18 protein-coding genes and 1 other annotated feature are annotated in these 21579 nt (G+C 37.3%); all 18 genes read right to left on the minus strand.

The genetic code is table 11. The features are described 5' to 3' along the window. Window positions 1–40 precede the first annotated feature (40 nt). The 18 genes from lplA to murC all read right to left on the minus strand — a co-directional run bounded on the left by lplA (window position 41) and on the right by murC (window position 21387). Complete coding sequence (gene lplA, locus BM137_RS03250) at window positions 41–1060, minus strand: lipoate--protein ligase (RefSeq protein WP_092479728.1); 1020 nt, start codon at window positions 1058–1060, stop codon at window positions 41–43. A 64-nt stretch (window positions 1061–1124) separates the two neighbouring features. After that, a complete protein-coding gene (locus BM137_RS03255; protein WP_092479729.1) occupies window positions 1125–1865 on the minus strand; it encodes an MBL fold metallo-hydrolase in 741 nt (246 codons plus the stop codon). A 219-nt stretch (window positions 1866–2084) separates the two neighbouring features. Further along, complete coding sequence (gene hemG, locus BM137_RS03260) at window positions 2085–3491, minus strand: protoporphyrinogen oxidase (protein WP_092479895.1); 1407 nt, start codon at window positions 3489–3491, stop codon at window positions 2085–2087. 99 nt (window positions 3492–3590) lie between these two features. Then, window positions 3591–4673: a M42 family metallopeptidase gene (locus tag BM137_RS03265; RefSeq protein WP_092479730.1), complete on the minus strand. Its 1083-nt coding sequence runs from the start codon at window positions 4671–4673 to the stop codon at window positions 3591–3593. A gap of 323 nt (window positions 4674–4996) precedes the next feature. Beyond that, window positions 4997–5278 (minus strand): DUF1232 domain-containing protein, encoded by a 282-nt coding sequence (locus BM137_RS03270; protein WP_092479731.1) that lies wholly within the window; start codon window positions 5276–5278, stop codon window positions 4997–4999. Between the two features lie 129 nt (window positions 5279–5407). After that, on the minus strand, window positions 5408–7081 hold the full coding sequence (locus BM137_RS03275) for a peptide ABC transporter substrate-binding protein (protein WP_092479732.1): 1674 nt from the start codon (window positions 7079–7081) through the stop codon (window positions 5408–5410). Between the two features lie 197 nt (window positions 7082–7278). Beyond that, complete coding sequence (rplT, locus tag BM137_RS03280; protein ID WP_092479733.1) at window positions 7279–7638, minus strand: 50S ribosomal protein L20; 360 nt, start codon at window positions 7636–7638, stop codon at window positions 7279–7281. Window positions 7639–7740: 102 nt separating this feature from the next. Next, a complete protein-coding gene (gene rpmI, locus BM137_RS03285) occupies window positions 7741–7941 on the minus strand; it encodes a 50S ribosomal protein L35 (RefSeq protein ID WP_092479734.1) in 201 nt (66 codons plus the stop codon). Between the two features lie 23 nt (window positions 7942–7964). Continuing rightward, window positions 7965–8489 (minus strand): translation initiation factor IF-3, encoded by a 525-nt coding sequence (gene infC, locus BM137_RS03290; RefSeq protein WP_092479735.1) that lies wholly within the window; start codon window positions 8487–8489, stop codon window positions 7965–7967. Between the two features lie 28 nt (window positions 8490–8517). Beyond that, window positions 8518–8660, minus strand: a sequence feature (ribosomal protein L20 leader region). Window positions 8661–8725: 65 nt separating this feature from the next. Beyond that, on the minus strand, window positions 8726–10672 hold the full coding sequence (gene thrS, locus BM137_RS03295; protein WP_092479736.1) for a threonine--tRNA ligase: 1947 nt from the start codon (window positions 10670–10672) through the stop codon (window positions 8726–8728). A 483-nt stretch (window positions 10673–11155) separates the two neighbouring features. Next, complete coding sequence (dnaI, locus tag BM137_RS03300; RefSeq protein WP_092479737.1) at window positions 11156–12097, minus strand: primosomal protein DnaI; 942 nt, start codon at window positions 12095–12097, stop codon at window positions 11156–11158. Window positions 12098–12100: 3 nt separating this feature from the next. Next, window positions 12101–13549 carry a replication initiation and membrane attachment family protein gene (locus tag BM137_RS03305; RefSeq protein WP_092479738.1) on the minus strand — a complete coding sequence of 483 codons (1449 nt, stop codon included), beginning with the start codon at window positions 13547–13549 and terminating at the stop codon, window positions 12101–12103. A gap of 24 nt (window positions 13550–13573) precedes the next feature. After that, the gene (gene nrdR, locus BM137_RS03310) at window positions 13574–14041 is read right to left on the minus strand and encodes a transcriptional regulator NrdR (protein ID WP_092479739.1); all 468 of its coding nucleotides are present in this window, start codon (window positions 14039–14041) and stop codon (window positions 13574–13576) included. A 212-nt stretch (window positions 14042–14253) separates the two neighbouring features. After that, window positions 14254–14853, minus strand: a complete 600-nt coding sequence (gene coaE / locus BM137_RS03315; protein WP_092479740.1) for a dephospho-CoA kinase — start codon at window positions 14851–14853, stop codon at window positions 14254–14256. Window positions 14854–14893: 40 nt separating this feature from the next. Then, the gene (gene mutM / locus BM137_RS03320; protein WP_092479741.1) at window positions 14894–15748 is read right to left on the minus strand and encodes a DNA-formamidopyrimidine glycosylase; all 855 of its coding nucleotides are present in this window, start codon (window positions 15746–15748) and stop codon (window positions 14894–14896) included. Window positions 15749–15777: 29 nt separating this feature from the next. Further along, complete coding sequence (gene polA / locus BM137_RS03325; RefSeq protein WP_092479742.1) at window positions 15778–18438, minus strand: DNA polymerase I; 2661 nt, start codon at window positions 18436–18438, stop codon at window positions 15778–15780. 166 nt (window positions 18439–18604) lie between these two features. Next, window positions 18605–19837 (minus strand): carboxylate--amine ligase, encoded by a 1233-nt coding sequence (locus tag BM137_RS03330; RefSeq protein WP_092479743.1) that lies wholly within the window; start codon window positions 19835–19837, stop codon window positions 18605–18607. Window positions 19838–20055: 218 nt separating this feature from the next. Next, a complete protein-coding gene (gene murC, locus BM137_RS03335) occupies window positions 20056–21387 on the minus strand; it encodes a UDP-N-acetylmuramate--L-alanine ligase (RefSeq protein WP_092479744.1) in 1332 nt (443 codons plus the stop codon). Between the last annotated feature and the right edge of the window lie 192 nt (window positions 21388–21579).

Here is a 21579-nt window from a genome sequence, read left to right on the forward strand (position 1 = left end):
TGCCCAATTTTTGGGCGGTAAACTTTGTTCAGTCCTTTTTTTAATAAATCAAATGGACTAATTCTTCTCTAGTAATATCTCCAAAATACTTCTTGATGTCTATTTCATCAAATGCTGCGGAAATCGTTTTTGCTTCGTATTTAATGCCGGTTAATTTTTCTTCCACATCAGAAATTTCTCCTAGTCCAAAGAAATCTCCGTATATTTTGATGTCTTGGATGATACCTTTTTCAACGTTCAATTTCACATCGATAGATCCTATAGCAAATCGTTGACTTCTTTCAATGTCAAAGTCGGGTGATTTCCCATAATTCCATTCCCAATTTCCAGTGTATTGTTTCGAGAACTCTTCTATTTTATCCCAGTCTTTTTCTGTTAATTTGAATTCTTTAACCTCTTCAACAGAGTCGACTTCAAAAATGTTCAATAACAATCTTTCACGGAATTGCTTCGTATTCATAAATTGGAATTCATCAGACATAAATGGTTTGATGTTGGTTACGCGACTTCTAACAGACTTGATTCCTTTAGATTCCAACTTTTCTTTTTTTGGTTTTAAAGCTTTTACTACTGCATCGATTTCGCTGTCAAACATGATCGTTCCATGAGCTGTCATACGCCCATTTTTGGAGTACATTGCATTACCAGAAAATTTTTGTCCATTGATCAGCAAATCATTCCGTCCTTTTAGTTCAGCACCTTCGACCCCGATTTTATGCAAGGCTGTAATTACCGGTTCAGTAAATTTGCTGAAGTTACGGAAAGAATCCCCATCATCTTTTGTGATAAAACAAAAAGACAGATTTCCGAAATCATGGTAAACAGCACCGCCGCCAGAAAAACGACGCACGACATGAATATTGTTTTGTTCTACATAATCGCGGTTTACTTCCTCATATGCATTTTGGTTTTTTCCTATTATAATGGAAGGCTCATTGATATAGAACAACAAAATCGGTTCATCGAGATGAATTTCATTCAATAAATAATATTCAATCGCTAAATTTAATCTAGGATCTGTTATTTCTTCTCCATTGCGCTCATTTTTTACGTAATACACACTGCATTCCCCTTTTCTTATAATCACTTCATCCTACTAATTCATGAATCTCTATTCCGTTGCTTCAAATGGTAATCAGCAGATCCTTCTCTGCTAATAGGACTTCTTGAGAACCAAATTCTGCTGCAGCTTGTTCTTTCAATAAAGCTAAATCACCTTGTTGGGGCAAATGAGTCAACACTAATTTTTTAACTTGTGCTTCTTTTGCTATTCTCCCTACCTCGGTTGCTGTCATATGCACTCGATGATTCTCCATTCCATGAAAGAAATTTGTATCAGCCAGCAACAGATCAGCATCTTTTGAAAAAGGGATAAAGCCTTCTAGATAACCTGAATCTGCTGTAAAGACCAACACTTTCCCCGTATTGACTTCTTCGATGCGAAGGGCAAAACAAGGTACAGGATGCAAGGTCTTCATAGCTGTAATCTCAAAAGGCCCCACTGTAAAAGCCTCATTCTCTCTGTAGGCTATTCCTTTTGAAACGCGGTCCATTGTCAATCGATCAAAATTCTCTTTATCTTCCTCATGACCGTAGATAGGTACAATTGGGGCACGGTTCTCACCTATCCCCTTCAATTGACGAGTAAACTGGAATACCCCTAAATCCGCTATATGGTCATGATGATAATGAGAAATCAAAACAGCATCTATATCTAATGGATCTATATGGTTTTCTAACGCAATCAGCGATGCACTTCCTGCATCTAACCATAAATGGTAGCCATCAGATTCAATCAAATAAGAGCTGGTTCCTCCATTTCTTGTGGGATAACCTCCCCAATAACCTAAAATTGTCAGTTCCATCATCTTACCTCCCAATTTTCTTTCCTCCACTTTAGTCCAGTGGGGGTTAAAAATCAAACAACCACTTTGTTTTGGTTTTGTTCGTTTCATTTATCATAACTAAAATCTTACTTTAGAATTAAATTCACAAACACTACTTTACAGTATTTCAGAAAAATATGAAATAAAAAAAACATTCAAATCGTTAAATTTGAATGTTTTCTCGCTTTCAATCTTGTATTAAAGACAATTCTGTTTTTTTATCACTTCTACCAACTGTTCACCAATTTCGTTTCCTTGTCTGATACAGTGGTTTAAACCGAAACCTTCTAAACCGTTTCCGCCTATTAAGACACCAGGATATTTCTCTTCCAACATTGGACCAACAACTTCTTTCATCGTCTGCTCTTGGTGAACAGAAAAATGAGGAATGGCGTCTGGCCAACGTTTGATGATACGATAATTTGGTTTTTCTGTTACGCCAAGGATCATTTCTAAATCGGCTAAGATTTTTTCTTCGATCTCTTTATTGCTTAACGAAACAATCATGTCTTCACCTTTACGACCAAAATTCACTCCAAGCAACACTTCTTTAGAGCCGTATAAACTTGGCCATTTTTTTCCTAGAAAAGTAATGGAAGAAACAAATGAATCATTTCTTCTAGGAGTCAATATCCCAAAACCATCAGGATAGTTCTTGATCGATTCTGGGTTAAAACTAAAAACAATATATCCAATAGAAGCGGTTTTGATTTGAGAAAATTGTTTATTCAGTTCTTTATCTTTAAACAGCTTTGTATACTCAGTTGTTGGTGTTGCGACACAAATCGCACCTACACGAACCTCTTCTTTAAGATTTATATTGAGAATGTATGTATTCTCTACACCAGGTTTGATTTCAACTACCTTTTTACTGTACTGGATATGAGGCTTTAGGATTTCTTCAAGTTTATCGGTTAATACTGAAAGACCATGAGCAAATGTAGCATAATTTCCTGAACGATCTTCTAGTTCGGGATGCTCTTGTAAGGCTTTTTCAATCGTTCCATACTTTTGTTCTAACTCAAAAACCGTTTCACGATTAGCTCTAACACCCATATCATCAATATCGTTGGCGTAAACTTTTGAAAAGAAAGGCTCTAACATCAGCTCAACAATTTCATCACCAAGTCTTCTCTTTAAGAAACTGCTCACTTCAATATCCTCTGTTAACTGCTCTGGCTGCAAGAAACGATCTTTAAACGTAGCCACTTTCCCGTTAAAAGAAAGCATTTTACTTTTCCAAATATCCATTTTGTTCATCGGGATACCTTTATACGTCGGAAAAGAATTATGGTGCAACTCATTATAGTAGAATAGATCTTGTTTACCGCCTTCACTATAGACAAGTTGGTCTTCAATTCCCAATTCTTTAATTAATTCCAAGGCTTCTGGATAGCGAGTATCAATAGATTCTGCACCTAAATCCAGGTATTGATTCTCTACTTTCATACTGTAGATTTTACCGCCGACTCTAAGAGAACTCTCTAAAATAATCAGCTCAAATGGTAAATCTTCCGCCTCAATTTTCTGTTTGATACGATAAGCAGCCGTCAGACCCGTTATACCTCCACCGATCACTGCAATCCTTTTTTTTGCTCGCTTCATGCTATTATCACCTGCCAACAACTCGAATTCATTTACCAACAACCTTCTCTAAAAATACTTACTTTATTAACTATTCAGAGTTTTAATGCATATTTTTCACTAGTCGAACGTAATACTTTTTACTGTTTCAGCATCTAATCGTTTAACGACTTCAGTCATCAACTTTACCGTATTCATGTAATCTTCTTCATGAATAACGGATGTATGAGAATGCAGATAACGAACCGGTACCGTCACAGCTAGAGAAGGGATTCCGTTGTGAGAAACGTGCTGACTTCCAGCATCGGTTCCCCCACCCATTATGACTGTCAGCTGATAAGGTATGTTCAATTCTTCTGCTATTTTAATAACAAAATCGCGTAATCCTTTATGAGCAACCATAGAAGCATCATATAAAATGATTTGAGGACCTTCTCCCAATTTAGAGTCTGCTTCTTTAGCTGTCATACCTGGTGTATCACCAGCCGTTCCAGTATCTAACGCAAACGCAATATCAGGATTAACTAAATGAGTAGCTGTTTTTGCTCCTCTTAACCCCACTTCTTCTTGGACATTACCTACTCCATAAGCTATGTTAGGATGGTCCGATTGACTCAAATTTTCCAAAACTTTTAATGTTACAGCTGTTCCAATACGATTGTCCCAAGCTTTTGCTAATAAAAACTTCGAATCGTTCAGTCTTCTAAACTCAGTATAAGGAGTAATCATATCTCCTAATTTCACACCCCAAGAAGCAACTTCTTCTTTGCTTCCAGCTCCTATATCAATAAACATATCTTTTATATCGTAGGCTTTTTCACGTACTTCTTTTGTGAGAACATGAGGCGGCTTACAACCAATAACTCCATGGACTACCTTACCAGAACTTGTAGTGATCTCTACTTGTTGAGCTAACATGACATTTGCCCACCATCCGCCTAGAGGAGTAAAATGGATAAAACCATCATCTGTGATAGAAGTCGCCATAAAGCCTACTTCATCTAAATGACTGGCAAAAAGAATTTTGGGTCCTGATTGATCCCCTGTTTTTTTAGCAATAATACTGCCTAAATTATCATATGTAATCGAGTCTGCAATAGGATCTGCATACTTTTTAAATACTTTACGAACTTGTCCCTCATTTCCAGGGACTCCTTTAGCATCCGTTAGTTCTTTTAAAAAATCGATATCTGTATTTTCCAAATTGGACCCCTCCATCTGTTTTTCACATCATCCTCTTTATTATATCATGTATTATTTCGTTTTGGTTAAATACCACTGAATTAAATTTCTTTAATTGTGAACATCTAGTTCTAATTTATAGGCAATTTTTTGAAACAAATTAGATTCCAATTTAAAACCTTTTTAAAAACAATCGTTTCTTCTATACTATAAAGTTTTTTCTAGTTTCTGTCTCTTTATTTGTCTTTTTTATGATGTAAAGAAAGAAAACTTTATTCATTTCTAAAAAAAAAGTCCGAAATGATTTTCTCTTTATAAGAAAATCATTTCGGACTGTATCGTCATTAAGCTTTTTCTGCTTCTTTTATAGGAGTTGGATGTTCTGATGGAGTTTCGTCACTCAACATTTTGTCTATGACCAAAAAGAGAATCGGCAATAAAATATCGTCTGCGTAACCTGCTAGTGGAACAAAATCAGGAATGATATCTATTGGGCTGATGATGTAAAGAATCATCCCTAATACAGCAAGTTTCTTTTTACCTTTTACATTAGAGTTGAACAGCGCCAGACATAATGACTTGATTTTGTTTACAGGAGTCTTCACCGTTTTTTTTCTCATTTTCATTGTACATTGTCCTTTGCCTATAATATTTTACAACAAAGACGTTTTCAGTTTCTTTGCTATGTCATTATTATAAGTCACTATACACAATAAATAATCAGACTAAAGGATGACTTTTGAACTTAAAGTAAGTTACTGTACGATATCGGCCCATTTGTAGGTGTACTCTGCTCCAACAGGATGAGCAATAATGCCGTCTACTTTGTCCTTTTGTAAAACAGCTTTATATTCTTGATAAATAGGCGCGATAATACCTTCGTTTAATAGTTGTTTTTCCGCTTCCAACAATAACTTCCATCGTTGGCTCGGCGATATTTCAACTGATTCAGCGTCTGCAATGAGAGCATCATAATTTTCACTTGAAAAACCAGTATTATTGTTTCCATTGTTCGTTGTAAACAATCCTAGAAAGTTGATTGGATCTGCATAATCCGCACCCCATCCAGCTAACTGAATATCGTAATTTTGTTCTTCGTCTGCCGTTAATCGAGCATAAAAAGGCTTATTAGAGATATTGATTTGCAACTCAGGAAAAACATCCATTAAGTTTTTTTGCAGATAAACCAACGAATCTCTGCCTACTTGAGTATCGTCCCCAATAATTTCTAATGAAAGTTTGTCTACACCCAATTCTTCTAATCCTTTTTTAAATAGCTCTACTGCTTCTTGTCTATTGTAAGGCATTAAATAGCCGTTTTGTTTCCTAAAGTCTGTACCAGTCTCAGGGTCATATGCAAAACGTTCAGGAACTAACCCATCTGCCTCGATTGACCCGTTGCGCAAAACTTTTTCGACAAAACCTGATTTATCAATAGCTTTAGCAAGAGCTTTTCGAATATTCTCGTTCGCCAACGGTGTAGGTTCACCATCTTTGTTTTGATTAAATTTCAAATAATAAACCGAAGAGGTTGGGATGTATTCTAACTCCGGATGATCCTTCTCTAACTCAATGAATTCACCAGTCAGCATGATATGATCCACTAAATCATTATTGTATAAATTCAATGCTGTATAAGTTTCTTTCACTACATCAACATTGATAGTGTTCAAATTAACTGAGTCGCGGTCCCAATACTGTTCATTTTTTTCATATACCCAGCTCAACCCTGTGCCATCCCACTCTTTTAGTACAAAAGGTCCATTATATAAGAGAGTTTCACTCGACCTAGCATATTCATATCCCATTTCCATTACAAACTCTTCTTTTTGCGGGAAGAAAACTGGAAGAGTCAACAAATTGCTGAAGTAAGTGAACGGTTTTGTCAGTTCTACTTGTAATGTTTTATCGTCTAAAGCTGTTGCACCCAGTTCATTTGAATCCAATTCGCCGGATATGATTGCATTGGCGTTCTTAACGATATCTTGAATCAAATGGCTGCCAACACCTTTCGTTTCAGGATCGACTAACCGTCTCCAAGCAAATACGAAATCGTGGGCCGTGACCGGTTCTCCATTTGACCAAACTGCCTCTTCTTTGATCTTAAATGTATAGGTCAGCCCATCTTCGGTAATAACAGGCTCCTCTGCTGCCATTCCAAGAACGATCTCTCCGTCTTTTCCTTGTCGATAAAGTCCTTCAAAAACATTGTTCATCACGTTTCCGCTAACGATGTCTCGCTGCATGACCGTATCCATTGTGGGTATTTCAGATGACTCTGTTAAGTTTAATACATTTTCGTTATTGTGTCTGTTCGTATACTCTTCTGTTAGATATGGGTTACCAGATTGCTTCTCACATGCTCCCATAAAAATCAGTACAGCAACTAACGGCACAAGAACGTTTTTCAATTTTTTAACGCTTCTCATTTTACATTCTCCCTAATCTAAAAGGCTACCTTACTAAATTACTTGGTTCACCTCTGCTCTACCTATTGATATTATCATCAAACTTTACTGCTTACAATGCTTTATTGAATAGTTCAAAAATCTTAACAAGCACTTAGAGGACGCTTATTAGACAAAAAAAAAAGCACCTTCTTAACGAAGGTACTTTTAAAATCGATTTATTTGTTTAATGCTGATTTAGCTTGTTCAGCTAAAGCTGTGAATGCTGCTGCATCTGTAATAGCGATGTCAGATAACATTTTACGGTTAATATCGATTCCAGCAAGTTTAAGACCATGCATTAATGTGCTGTAGCTCATGTCGTTCATACGAGCAGCTGCATTGATACGAGTAATCCATAATTTACGGAAGTTACGTTTTGTAGTACGACGGTCTCTGTATGCATACAAGTAAGACTTCATTACTTGTTGGTTAGCTACTTTGAATAAAGTATTTTTAGAACCGTAATAACCTTTTGCTAATTTTAAAACTTTTTTACGACGTTGGCGTGTTACTGATCCACCTTTTACACGTGGCATAATAATTTCCTCCTTTAAGCAATCCCTTACTAGGAAAACTTAACAAAATATGATTTTAGTTGTTCTCTGTTACAAGAGAACCTTTTATCGTTATGAAATAAATTATTTCATTTGTGAAAGCATTTGACGAATACGTTTGAAATCGCCTTTTGAAACCATTGCTGATTTACGCAATTTACGTTTTTGTTTTTGCGATTTGTTTGCAAACATATGGCTCGTTTTAGCGTGATGACGTTTTAATCCGCCATTACCTGTTCTTTTGAAACGTTTTGCTGAACCACGGTGTGTTTTTTGTTTTGGCATCTGTATATCCTCCTAAAGTCTTCTTACTTATCAGTAGTTTGAGGTGCTAACATCATAAACATGCTGCGACCTTCCATTTTAGCTGCTGTTTCTAAAACAGCGATATCAGCTACTTCTTTATAGAAACGGTCAAGAACTTCTTTCCCGATTTCTTTATGTGTAATAGCACGTCCTTTGAAACGGATAGAAGCTTTCACTTTATCTCCTTTTTCAAGGAACTTACGTGCATTACGAAGTTTCGTATTAAAGTCACCAATATCAATAGTTGGGCTTAGACGAACTTCTTTTACACTAATGGTTTTTTGATTTTTACGAGCTTCGCGTTCTTTCTTTTGCTGTTCGTATTGATACTTACCATAGTCCATTACACGAGCAACAGGCGGTTTTGCATTTGGAGAAACAACAAGTAAATCCAAGTTTGCTTCTTCAGCAATCTTTAAGGCTTCACTTTTTGAGATCACACCAATTTGTTCACCATCGCTACCAATAACTCGCAATTCATGTGCACGAATGTTTTCATTTAACATCATATCTTTTGCTATGGTCATTCACCTCCGTAAAATTTGAGAGAAAGATCAGCAGAAAAATAGACGGGTTCATTTCTGAACCCGCCCATAAATAAATACGTACTTACGCCGTGCGTAAGACATCTTCGTTTATATCTAGCCCAGAGACTTTTCGTCAACTAAGGCGAGAAGCGGGTGCTTCTGCTTTGTTTTCTCAACTTCTATATTATATGATTATTTGAGCCGAATGTCAACACCTTTTTCGAAGATAGAACTATTTATCGTGTTACTTTACCAAATGTTCTGATTTCATCACCGATCATTTGCATAAATGCATCTAGTCCTTGGACATGAGTTTCTTTGTGTCCATATCTGCGGACAGTTACAGATTGATCCTTCAACTCGTTATCTCCCACAACGATTTGGTATGGAATTTTTTGAGTTTGAGATGCACGAATCTTGTATCCCATTTTCTCGTTACGGTCATCAAGTTCTACTCGCATACCTAATTTTTGCATACGTTCTTTGATTTCAGCAGCATATCCTGTATGAAGATCCAAGTTAACAGGAATAATAGTTGCTTGAACTGGTGCCAACCATGTTGGGAAAGCTCCTTTGTATTCTTCGATCAAGTAAGCCACAAAACGTTCCATTGTAGAAACGATTCCACGGTGGATAACAACTGGACGGTGGTTGTTTTCTCCGTCTTCACCTACGTATGTTAAATCAAAACGTTCTGGAAGCAAGAAGTCTAGTTGAATAGTTGAAAGAGTTTCTTCAATACCAATAGCTGTTTTTACTAAAACGTCTAATTTAGGACCATAGAAAGCTGCTTCGCCTTCTGCTTCGAAGTACTCTAATTCCATATCATCCATAGCTGCTTTAAGCATTGTCTGAGCTTTGTTCCACATATCATCGTCATCAAAGTATTTCTCAGTATTGTTAGGATCACGATAACTTAAACGGAAACGGTAATCAGTGATATCGAAGTCATCATAAACGGCCAACATCAATTCTAGTGTGCGTTTGAATTCATCTTGAATTTGATCAGGACGCACAAATGTATGTCCATCGTTCAATGTCATTTCACGAACACGTTGTAATCCAGATAATGCTCCACTTTTTTCATAACGGTGCATTTGGCCCAATTCAGCGATACGAATCGGCAATTCGCGGTAACTGTGAATGTCATTTTTATAAACCATCATGTGATGCGGACAGTTCATCGGACGCAAAACGAGCATTTCGCCATCTCCCATGTCCATTGGCGGGAACATGTCTTCATGGTAGTGATCCCAGTGACCAGAAGTTTTATATAGGTTCACATCAGCCATAATAGGTGTGTAAACGTGTTGGTAGCCTAAACTCACTTCACGATCTGTGATGTAGCGTTCGATCGTACGACGAATCGTAGCACCTTTTGGCAGCCAGAATGGTAGACCTGAACCAACTTCAGGCGAAATCATAAATAAGTCGAGTTCTTTTCCTAATTTACGGTGATCACGTTGTTTCGCTTCTTCACGCATTTGCAAGAATTCTTTCAAATCTTTCTTGTCAAAGAATGCAGTACCGTAAATACGTTGCATCATTTTATTGTCAGAGTTCCCTCTCCAATAAGCTCCTGCTAAAGACAATAGCTTGAAGACTTGAATACGTCCAGTTGAAGGTACGTGAACTCCGCGGCACAAGTCTACAAAATCACCTTGGTCGTAAACGGTAATAATATCGTCTTCTGGAAGCGCAGTGATCAATTCCACTTTATATGGATCTTCTTTAAATAACTCTAATGCTTCAGCACGAGAAACTTGTTTACGGACAATCGGATTATTTTCTTTAACGATTTTCATCATTTCTGCTTCGATCTTAGGTAAGTCTTCTTCAGTGATCGGTTGTTCCGTATCTGTATCGTAGTAAAAACCAGTCTCAATAGCTGGTCCTACACCAAAGTGGATATCTGGGTATAAACGGCGAAGAGCATTTGCCATTAAATGAGCTGTAGAATGACGCAAAATCTGCAATGCGTCATCATGTTCTGGTGTTACGATCTCAATGTTCCCATCAACTTCCAATGGACGATCATAATCCACCAATTCACCATTGAATTTACCAGCTAGTCCTTTTTTTGAAAGGCTTTTGCTGATACTTGCTGCAATTTCTTGTGTTGTTGATCCAGAAGGAAATTCTTTTACTGCTCCATCTGGAAATGTTACGTTAATCGTTGACATAATACGTTCCTCCATATCCTGTAATAGATTTCGTTGAAATACGTTTAGAAAAAATAAAAAGTCCCATTTATGATTCATACAAATCATAAATGGGACGTCAAATTTACGTGGTTCCACCCAAGTTTAGCGCAAACACTTACGTTTGTAGGTATCAGGCTCTCTTGGCTAAATAACGCTAGCTAAACGGCTGGATGCTACTGTAAGTTCACATCCGCTCTCGAAAGTGGTCAATACAAGTCCATTTTAGGAAATTCTCAGCAATTCTTTCCCTCTCTGTAAAACGTGCCGCTTCTATTGGTGTCTTTCTCAACGATTTTTATATCACATACATTAAACCACGTTTACCGTTTAGGCGCAAGCATTTTTGAGAAGATTTTTTGAGTACTACAATGATTTGACAGATTTAATTTTAGCGATTCAACTGCTTTTTCTTTGTGCACACAAAAATCCGACCCAGCAGATTCGGAGTCGGATTTTCATTGATTAATTATTTTCGTATTGCTGCTGACGTCTATTAACACCTTGCATCGTGACTTCTTTCGCCAAAAAGCGCACCCTTTCCATAATACGTTGAGCTTTTAACGGCTCATCTTCTCCACGTTGAGAAAACGTCAGATGCTCTTCCAATTGTTTCATATCTAAGTTAGACGAAAAGAACGTCGGCAATTGTTCTTGCATGCGGTACTGTAAAATAACTCCCAGCACATCATCACGAATCCAACTAGACATGGAGTCTGCTCCGATGTCATCCAACATCAAAATAGGAGCTCGTTTAACGGCTTCTATTTTTTCACCGGTAGTGTTTTCACCAATAGATTGCTTCATTTCCACTGCAAACGAAGGAAAATGCATCAATGTAGATGGGAATCCACTCTCTGCTAAATCGTGTGCTATGGCTCCCAGCAAATACGTTTTCCCTACACCAAACGAACCTTGCAAATACAACCCGCGATGAAATTTTTTAGGAGCTGTCAAGTAGGCTTCAATAAAATCCATAGCTTCCATTTTAGCTTGCAATCTTTCGGAGGTATTCTGAAAGTCATCCAGTGTTGCTTCCCGTATCCCTTTTGGCATATCCATTGAATGAATTAGGTTTTTGATGCTTTTCTCCCGTTGTTTTGCTACTAGTTCAGCTGTAGGTACATAGGTTACATCAATGTAGTGATGGTTCATAATTAAGTTAGGCTGGTATCCTGGAGCCAATTGATTTTCTTTGTTCTCTTGATACTTTTTCTTTTCATTGACAAATTCATATAATTTAGCAGCACTTTTTTCTATCGCACTGTTATCCAACATCTCAGAATGTTCTTGGATAAAACTGACTACATCCGGATCTCTCATGACTTCTTTCATCAATTGATTGAATTCTTCATTCCATTTGCGTTCCTTGATGATTTTTGTCAGGCTCTTTCCTATATCATCCATTTTTTACTCACCTTCTTTTTGCATATTTCGAATACGTGCCAATCTTTCCTGAAGTTGTTTCTCAACCTCTGGACTTATTGCAGTCTCTTCGGGTGCTTTATATCCTTCTTTAGCCCATTCAGGCAGTTTTTCTTTTCGGACAGTATGTTTATTTCGCGAATAACTGTTGTTTGAACGAGAACCGGCTGCTTGTTTCCGCTCTTGGTTTTTCTTATATTTATCCGCATTTTCTTGGTACATATCACGCACCTTTTTCAAAGCCGCTTCAGGAGTCGTGATTTTATTTTGAGCCCAGTCATTTGAAATTTTATAAGCCAATCCCTTTTCGAAGACCACATTCCCTTGTATGACCAAAATATAATGGATCAAAATATTGATCACGGCGTTTGGTAATCGAGATTTTTTAACAACGTCTTCCAACGTCCACTCTTCTGGTTTAGAAATGTACCCGTTTTTCTGTTCTTTGATGCTTCTCATAAATTCTGCTGGAGAATATTGATGACTGGATTCAATAATCGCAATATCGTAATCAGAAAAGCCTTGTCCCTTCAAGTTTTGCTGATGTTGTACTTGTGTAGTAGCTATTTCTTCCATCTCTTGTTGGACCACATCATTCAGCTGTACTTTCTCATTCGTTTTGCGATGGAAATCATCCACAACGTTTTTCTTTAATAAACGAGCATCAATCGTTCCTGTGTTGATATCGGATGCCTCTAATATATATTGCTGCATCGCCAACTCATCTACTCCATACATATGATGCAGCGTCAAGATCGTTTCTCGGATATCCGCAGTCACTGATGACCGATTGACATAGTGTTGGTTAAGACTGTTAAAGAAAAAGTTCCAATCAAATGAATCTGAATCCAAAGTAATTTTTGACGTCGACGCATCACCGATCAATGTCCCTGAAGTTTTGAACAGTTCTTCATGCTGTTTTATTTGATTCGTATTCAAATGGTAAACATCTAAGAACGATCTTGTGATCTCTAAAAAGGAGTTTTGATCTACAGGTTCTACCGAAAATCGATTTCTGAGTTGTTTAAATTTCCGTTCGCCCACCCTCTCCAATAATAACAAGCTAAACAAGTCTTCTTCAAAAAAAGCTTTACTGGATTGGGGCTTTTGAAGTTCATAAACATACAATTTTTCAGGTTCCGTTTGTACGAATGTCTTCAGTAAGCCGATAGCTTCTAACCGAATTCTAGCCTGATACACTTCAGGCATTCCAATATTCAGCAAAGCCAATAATTCTGCATGAAGAATTCCTTCACTCCAATAGGTGTCTTTTTCTGTTTCAGTCCATAAAGTCATGTATAAACTGTAAGCCGTCGATCCGATCAAAGGTTGATACAAAAAGGTGAGTATCTGTTGGTCGATATCCGAAAGCAAACTACTTTGTCTTACCATAAACCCATCTTTTGGACTAAGATTTTTCCAAGGATACGACATGTTTGATTACTCCCTTCGTACCATTTATTTCTTCTCGGTTTTTTTTCGTTCCAACTCTTTCATTTCTTCCATAAATACATCAATGTCTTTAAATTGACGGTACACACTTGCGAAACGAATATACGCCACATCATCAACCTCTGCTAATTTTTCCATGACATGTTCTCCGATAACGGTAGAAGAAACTTCATTCTCTCCCAAATTGCGCAGTTCGTTTTCAATTTCATTGACCATTTTCTCCATTTGGTCCATAGGCACAGGTCTTTTTTCACATGACCGGATAATGCCCTTTAGGATCTTTTCGCGATTGAATTCTTCACGGTCTCCATTTTTTTTCACGATTAATAACGGAACACGTTCGATTCTTTCAAAAGTTGTAAAACGGTATCGACACGATTCACATTCTCTGCGACGTCTTATAGCTCGTCCTTCGTCTGCAGGACGACTGTCAACGACTCTGGTTCCATTATTTTGACAGCGAGGGCATTGCACTGTTCATCATCCTTTTTTAAGCTGTATTTTTATTAAAAAGTTCGCATTTCGCCTTATTATATGAATTATTATACCATACATTTAGTTGCTTAAAAACACTCTAAATGCTGAATATATAAGGATAATCATTTCATTTCCTAATTGTTTCGTTTTAACAGTATACAAAAAGACTAGCCGCATGGTTTGTCGATCTACGGGGCTAGTCTTTGGTCTTAATGTAAAAAATGTTGTTTCTCTAACCAATTCATTACTTGTATTCGAGTATTCTCTTTAGTTCCATTATTATCAATCACGAAATCGGCTTTTAACATTTTATCCATGATCGGTTCTTGAGCAGCTATTTTCTGGCGAGCTGTCTGCTCATCAATTTGGTCCCGTTCCATCAATCGCTGTAATTGGACATCTGGAGTAGTCGCTACCACCATGACTTGGTCAACCACCTCCTGATAACCACTTTCGAATAATAATGGAATATCTAAAACGACCAGCGGATGATTCTCTTCGATGTACCGTTCTTTTTCATCATGAATCCACTCTGCGATCAAATCTCCCAGAATCCGATTCAGTTTCTCTAACTCCTTTGGATTCTCGAAGACAATTTTGCCTAAAGCTTTTCTATCTAGCTGCCCGTTTGAAATCACTTGATGGCCGAAGACTACTTCAATTCGTTTTAAACCCTCGGTCCCTGCTTTTACGACTTCCCGAGCTCCAACATCAGCATCAACTACTGGAATCCCATTCTCTTTGAAGAGATTACTGACGGTTGATTTTCCAGTAGCAATTCCGCCTGTTAATCCTAAAATAAGAGACATCGCTGCTCCTCCATCCCTACTGCTTACGTACATTCTTAGATCACATTACAGGTAATACATTTTCTTCTGTCAGTTTTTGACAATGAGCACAGAAGTGTGTCCCGCGTTGAGCGACTTTAGTTTTTTGAATCGGGTTTCCACAACGAACACACGGTTCTCCAGTTTGACCATAAACTTTCAGATCTTGCTGGAAATTCCCTGATTCTCCTAAGGCATTTAAATAAGTTCTTATCGTTGTTCCTCCAGCTTGAATAGCTTTTCCCAACACTTCGATGATAGATTGATGCAATACAGCTGCTTCATTGGGTGTCAAAGAATTTCCCGGTCTTAAAGGATGGATACCAGCTTGAAACAAAGCTTCGTCTACATAAATATTTCCCAGACCCGTTACGAGGTTTTGGTCCAATAATGCAGGCTTGACAGCTTTTTTGATTCTGCTTAGTTTAGCTTGAAAAGGTTCTAACAAAAATACATCTGCAAAAGGTTCAGGACCTAAACGCTGAATCCCGGCAACCGTTTCTTCTTGTCCCCGCAACACTAATTCCATACGACCGAACTTTCGCACGTCTAAATAACGGATATCTCTTCCATCTTTCAAATGAAAGACGACATGTGTATGCAATTTGAGTGGTTCATCAGTGGGCACCACTTCATACTTACCTTCCATTCTCAAATGGGAAATAAGTGTATAGCGATCAAAATCCAGCAGCAAGAACTTTCCTCTGCGTCTAATTTGTTGTAGTTGTTCACCGACTAATGCTTTTTTAAACGATTCGCCAACTCTGGATCCAGTTATGATTCTCTCCCAAAAAATTTCTACTTCTTGAATAACGGCTTTTTCTACTAAGTTTTCCAGCCCTTTACGGACCGTTTCTACTTCTGGTAATTCTGGCAACCTGTATTTCCTCCATTCGTGCAAAAAACTTATTTGGCATCATACCAACTTTGACCGAAGTCGCTTTCTACTTTTAAAGGTACATTTAATTCAACCGCATGTTCCATCACATCTTCAACCAATTTCTGTAATGCTGGAATCTCCTCTTCAGGCGCTTCAAAGATCAGCTCATCATGTACTTGCAGTAACATAGTAGCTTTTAAATCAGACTCCTTTAAAGCTTGAGCAATTTTGATCATTGCTACTTTCAAAATATCAGCTGCACTTCCTTGAATCGGCGTATTAATTGCTGTTCTTTCCGCAAAAGACCGTAAGTTGAAGTTACGCGAATTGATTTCCGGCAGATAGCGGCGGCGATTAAACAATGTCTCTACAAAACCTTTTTCTTTGGCTTCGCGAACTACCTCGTGCATATACGTTTCGATACCTGGATATTTTTTAAAGTAAGTATCGATGAACTGTTGTGCTTCTTTTCTTGTGATCCCAAGATTTTGAGATAAACCGTAATCACTGATACCATAAACGATTCCGAAGTTGACAGCTTTGGCACGACGACGAATATTAGACGTTACCTCTTCCGGCTTTTCAACACCAAATACACGCATCGCTGTGCTTGTGTGGATATCTTGTTCCTCTATAAAGGCCTCTTTCATATGCTCGTCATTAGAGATATGAGCCAATACCCGCAATTCGATTTGAGAGTAGTCAGAAGCAAAAATTTTCCACCCTTCTTCGCGTGGGACAAAGGCTTGTCTGATTTTCCGCCCTTCTTCTAAGCGTATCGGGATATTCTGCAAGTTGGGATCTACTGAACTCAAACGACCAGTACGTGCGATAGTTTGCATATAGCGCGTATGGACTCTGCCTGTATCTTCACGAACCACTTTTAACAATCCTTCCACATAAGTAGATTGGATTTTAGCAATTTGACGGTAGTCTAGAATGTATTCAACGATTGGAGCTTGGTCTTGCAATTTTTCCAACACGTCAACTGCAGTAGAGTATCCCGTTTTCGTTTTCTTGATAACCGGGTAGCCCATTTTTTCAAATAAGATCACGCCTAATTGTTTAGGAGAATTGATGTTAAATTCTTCCCCTGCTTCAGCATAGATTTTTTGTTCGATCTCTTTCAACCGAGCAGAGAACTCTTCTCTCATTTCTTCTAAACGATGACCGTTCACTGTGATTCCTTGTATTTCCATATCTGCAAGGATTTTAGCCAGCGGCAACTCCATATCCGCAAAAAGTTCTTTTTGGTGATTATTCTCTAATTGTTCCATTAAATCAGGACCTAAAACAGCAATTGCTTTCACTTTACGTGCCAAATGTGTGTGCATTTCCGTGATGTCCTCAGGGACTTTAATTTTTGCACCTTTTCCATAAACAGTTTCATCATTTGCTACATCATGATAGTTGTATTCTTCTGCAATCGCAGCTAAATCGTTAGAGTTGTCTTTAACGTCAAGCAAATATGCTTCTAGTAAAACATCGTATTTTACTGCTGCTAATTTGATGCCATAGCGATTCAATGCTACGTACGTTTGTTTGGCATCAAATGTAGCTTTAGTAAGAGACTCATTCTCTGCCCATTCTTTAAATAAAGGAGACGTTAATATGTCTTCAGCGGCACCTACATAAATGTGGTCCTCATTTCCCCAACTTACACCAACCACTTCAGCTGTGTGGTAGTTATCACTCAACAACTGTACATAAACAGCCATATCATCTGTAAACATCTCACTGGTAACTTCTGTCACCACTTCAAAATTGATTTCTGTTCGCTTAGCTTCTTTCTCTTCATCTAATTCTGAAGTGTCTAATTTGCTCAAATGAGATTTGAAGTCCATTTCTTTATAAAATTCGGCTAATTTTTTTAAATCTGCACCTTTATACTCTACATCTTCAATAGCGATTTCAAGCGGTGAATTCGTATCAATCGTTGCTAGACGTTTGCTCAAGAATGCTGTTTCTTTATCATTGATCAGATTTTCTTTTCGTTTACTTGGTTTCATGCTGTCGATATTTTCATAAACGCCTTCAACTGAACCAAATTCTTCTAATAATTTTAAAGCTGTTTTTTCTCCGATTTTTGTGACACCAGGAATATTATCCGAGCTGTCTCCTGCCAGACCTTTCATATCAATGATTTGTAAAGGAGTGATCCCCATCTCTTCTTTGATCGATTCCACTGTATAAGGTTTCAGATCGGAAACGCCTTTTTTCGTAATATCTACACGAACATTTTCTTTTGCTAATTGAGTTAGATCTCGATCACCAGAAATCACTACAACATCAAATTTTTCTGGGTCAGCCTGTACCGATAAAGTTCCAATGATATCATCAGCTTCGTAGTTAGCTAATTCGTAATGTGCTATCCCGAATCCTTTCAACAAATCTCTTAAGTACGGCATTTGCTCTGTGAACTCGCGCGGTGTTTTAGAACGACCAGCTTTGTATTCTGGAAAATATTCTGTCCGGAATGTTGTATTTCCAGCATCGAATGCTACCAGAACATGAGTCGGTTTTTCTGTATTTAATACGCTTTGGATCATATTATGGAAACCATACAGTGCATTTGTATGCAGTCCATAATGATTTTTGAATTTCTCTAATTGACCATGCAACCCAAAAAATGCGCGGAAAGCCACACTGCTGCCGTCTATCAGTACTAATTTATTTTTTTTAGCCATTTTATATCTCCTCATAAATGTTATTTAGCTGCTTTTTTACTGCGCCAATATAGTTTTTCTCTTTATTATTCTATCAAAAATGACAATAGATAGCGAGAATCGAACCATGTACTCCATCTACACGAGGACAAAAAACAAAGAGACCAGTTTCCTAGTCTCTTTTTGATTAGTTCTTTTCCCAATTTAAATTTTTGTATTTTTTAAAGTAATTGATTTGACGTAAAGTCATGAACGCCTTGCGCTTCCATCCTTTATCATGTCTGTAAAACAAAGGATTTTTGTATTTGCCTTCTTTGATCAATTTTCGAACTTCAGCGGCTACTTCCGGGTTCGAAACATGACGTTTCAAAACACCTTTTGGAATCACAGCAAACAAATGATCGCTTTGTACATATTGTAATTCTTTTTCTTTATGGTAAATCACGTCATCAACGATCATCTTGGCAATATTATGTCCGCTCTGAGTCAAGTAGTAACTTGAACGTCCTTGACGAATATTGACTTCAAATACTTTAAACGTATTGTCGCGCTCATCATATTTGATATCAAAATTAGCAAATCCAGTATAATTGATAGCTTGCATAAATTTGACCAACTTATCCATCATCGGTTTGTTTTCTCGTACGATCAAAGAGGTATAATTCCCTACACCTGATTTAGTCGGTTCTTGAAGGACCACTTGCGCAAATGAGATCAATTGTGGACTCGCTTTACGATCTGCATAATATACAGCATCCCACATGTAAGTATCATCTCCGGGAATGTAATCTTGGATGATCAACTCATCTGTATAACCACTATTTTTGATTTTATTGATTACACGATGCAACTCGTCTTCATTATTTACTTTGAATACTTTTTGCATTCCTTCAAATGGATGTTTGTAGTACTCAATACCATTACTTGGCTTAACAATTAATGGGAAAGGCACTTTTTCATTAAAAGGTGTTTCGTCTTTACAAGAGTAAAAGAAAGTCAATGGAGCATCTAGACCATGCTCTGCACATAATTGGTAAAAATTCTTTTTCAAGAATAATTTAGGAACCCACTCTTTATCAATGTAGCTAAAAACGAAATCTTCAGATAAGGCCTCTTTATTATTAATGATAAAAGTGACATAAGTATCGTTTGTTCCAATCAATATCAGCTTTTCATAATATTGATGGTATTCTTTAGCCAGTTTCTTCAAGTAGTCGATAAAAAAAGCTGTATCATCGATTTTATCTGTATAATAAAATTTCTCGATGATCGTACTGCCTGTTGTATAAGGAATAGGTGCTTTTCCTACAACAATTGGTTTTATTCCATATTCTTCGTGAAAAGAAATCGACATGGTATAGCAATTCAAGTCGGTACCTATAATAATAGGAAGGAATTTTTTTTTGTCAGTTTCTTTCATTCTGTCTTCTCCTCTTATTAGCATATTTAAACGGTGATTTGCGTAAGTTCTCCGTCAATGTAACTGTTGCTTATCTAAATTCGTTTTGTCCGTTAACCTTGCTAATTATAAATTAGGCTAACAAAACAGTCAAGATAAGCAACTTTTGACTACATAAATAATCTCATCTTGATGATAGAAAAAAAGAGATAGATAATTCTATCCCTTTTTATTTGATTTTACTGATTGCTTAAAGAAGTTTGACTTAAAATCGTTTCATAAGCTGTTTCGAATTTTTGGACATCACCTGCACCCATGAAAATAACGACTGCATCATGATGGGCCAATAAAGGAGACATATCGTCCTCTGTAAGAATCGGCGCTCCACTTTCGATTTTCGCAGCTAAGTCCTCGATCTTGACTTCGCCTTTTTCTTCTCTTGCCGAACCGAAAATATCACATAAATAAACGCTATCGGCTAAGCTTAAAGCTTCTCCAAATTCACTCATCAATGCTACTGTACGCGTAAATGTATGAGGTTGGAAGACTGCAATGATTTCTTTATCCGGGTACTTTTGACGAGCAGCATCAATTGTAGCACGAATCTCTGAAGGATGATGAGCGTAATCATCAATGATCGTCATATCTTCCATCTTTTTCTCTGTAAAGCGGCGTTTCACACCTTTAAAGGTCATCAAATTCTCTTTTACTTGTTCCATATCAATGTTCTCGTAATGGCAAATCGCAATCACTGCTAAAGCATTCAAGACATTGTGTTTTCCAAAAGTAGGAATCTCAAAATGACCAAAATATTCATTGTCATTATAAACATCAAACTCAGAACCCGTTGTAGAACGAGTCAGATTTTTTGCTTGGAATTGATTGTTGTCTTCAAAGCCATAATACACAACTGGAACACTTGCTTGTAGTTTTTGCAGCTGTTCGTCATCTCCACAAGCAATAATGCTTTTTTTAACTTGATTGGCCAACGTTTGAAAAGCATCTACTACGTCTTCTAAACTTGTAAAGTAATCAGGGTGATCGTAGTCAATATTGGTAATGATCGCGTAGTCTGGTTTGTAGGCTAAGAAATGGCGACGGTACTCACATGCTTCCAACACGAAGAAGTCAGCATCAGGTACTCCGTGCCCAGTTCCATCTCCGATCAAATAACTCGTCTCTTCTATATTGCCTATAACGTGGGATAATAAACCAGTGGTACTCGTTTTACCATGAGAACCTGTAATAGCGATACTGGTATAATTGTTAATTAACTCAGCTAAGAATTCGTGGTAACGAATGACTTCTAAACCAAGTTCTTTTGCCGCAACGATTTCCTCGTGTGTGTCTGGAAAAGCATTTCCTGCGATAATGATTTGTCCTTTTTGAATGTTTTGTTTGTCGAAAGGCATAATAGGAATGTGAGATTCTTCAAGATTCTTTTGAGTAAAGAAGTATTTTTCAATATCGGAACCTTGAACTTTGAAGCCTTTGTCATGCATGATCAAAGCTAAAGCACTCATTCCAGACCCCTTTATTCCTACAAAATGATACGTCATTTCTTCATTCATCTGTTCATATCCTCCATACTGTGAATCAACTAATAAAAACTGGTCAGATCCAACACTTTGATTTTTGTTCATCTCATTTTTTTTTACATAGAAAAATAAATCAACTTTTGAGAAAACACACCTTACATTCTCTCTATTCCTCAGCTGATTTCCATAGGTTGTCTTGTCATAAATCAAGCCTTACTTATCTTT

It is taken from the genome of Desemzia incerta (genome assembly GCF_900115825.1).
Classification (GTDB): Bacteria; Bacillota; Bacilli; order Lactobacillales; family Carnobacteriaceae; genus Desemzia; species Desemzia incerta.